This is a genomic window from Planomonospora parontospora (assembly GCA_014647935.1).
GTDB classification, from domain to species: Bacteria; Actinomycetota; Actinomycetes; order Streptosporangiales; family Streptosporangiaceae; genus Planomonospora; species Planomonospora parontospora.
Map to the genome: position 1 here is coordinate 1 of BMQD01000088.1, position 1,296 is coordinate 1,296.

Annotated in this window: 1 protein-coding gene; it reads right to left on the reverse strand. The window is 69.7% G+C overall.

Annotation, left to right across the window (positions count from 1 at the left end; genetic code table 11):
* The coding region (locus tag IEZ07_RS35230) for an IS256 family transposase (protein WP_204054820.1) at positions 1-1,239 on the reverse strand (1,239 nt) is incomplete at its 3' end.
* Positions 1,240-1,296 lie beyond the last annotated feature (57 nt).

The following is a 1,296-nucleotide window of genomic DNA, read 5'->3' on the forward strand; positions in this document are numbered from 1 at the left end:
AGCGGTAAGTGTCTGCGGCAGCGGATTCTGCCCCGGTGTGTCGCTCGCGATCAGGCGCAGCCGGACCTTGGCCAGCACATCCAGCCCCATGTAGCGGCGGGCCTCGGTCCACTCATCGGTCTGCTCGGCCAGCACCGCACCCACCAGGCGCACGACCGAACTCCGGTCGGGGAAGATCCCGACCACGTCGGTGCGGCGGCGGATCTCCTTGTTCAACCTTTCTTGCGGGTTGTTCGACCACACCTGCTTCCAGACCTCTCGCGGGAACGCGGCGAACGCCAGCAGGTCCTCGCGGGCGGCCTCCAGATGCGTCGCCGCGGCCGGATACTTCGCCTCCAGGGCATCGATGACCCACGTGTGCTGCGTGCGCACCGCCTCGGCGGTCGGCTGGTCGAAGATGGTCCGCACCAGCGTGGCCACCCACGGCTGGGCCGACTTGGGCACGGTGGTGAGCAGATTGCGCAGGTAGTGGGTGCGGCAGCGCTGCCAGGCCGCGCCCGCCAGCACCGCGCCGACCGCCTCCACCAAGCCCCGGTGGGCATCGGAGACCACCAGCTGCACCCCCGACAGGCCCCGCGCCACCAGGCCCCGCAGGAAGCCCAGCCAGCCCGCGCCGTCCTCGGCCGAACTCACCTCCAGCCCCAGGATCTCCCGGCGGCCGTCGGCGTTGACGGCCGTGGCGACCAGGACGTGCACGTTCACCGTGCGCCCGTCCTCGCGGACCTTCTGCGTGAGCGCGTCCAGCCATAGGAACGCATACGGGCCACCGTCCAACGGGCGGGTCCGAAACGCCTCCACCTGCCCGTCGAGCATCTTGGCCATCTCCGAGACCTGGCTCTTGGAGATGTGCTGCACGCCGAGCTGCTCGATGAGCTTGTCCACGCGGCGGGTGGAGACGCCCAGCAGGTAGCTGGTGGCCACCACGCTGATGAGGGCCTGTTCGGCCCGGCGGCGGCGCTGCAGCAGCCAGTCGGGGAAGTAGGTGCCCGAGCGCAGCTTGGGGATGGCGAGCTCGACGGTGCCGGCGCGGGTGTCCCAGCCGCGGGTCCGGTAGCCGTTGCGGCGGTTGGCCCGCTGATCGCTGCGCTCGCCGTAGGCGGCGCCGCACAGGCTGTCGGCCTCGGCCGACATCAACGCCTCGGCCATGGTCTTCACCATGGAGCGCAACAGATCCGGGTCGCTGGTCTGAATCCGCTCCGCCAGCCACGCCATCGGGTCCACACTGTTGTTCACGGCCATCGCTTTCTTCCTTCGATCTTGGTTTCGCAACCCGAAGGATCACGCGATGGCCGTCTT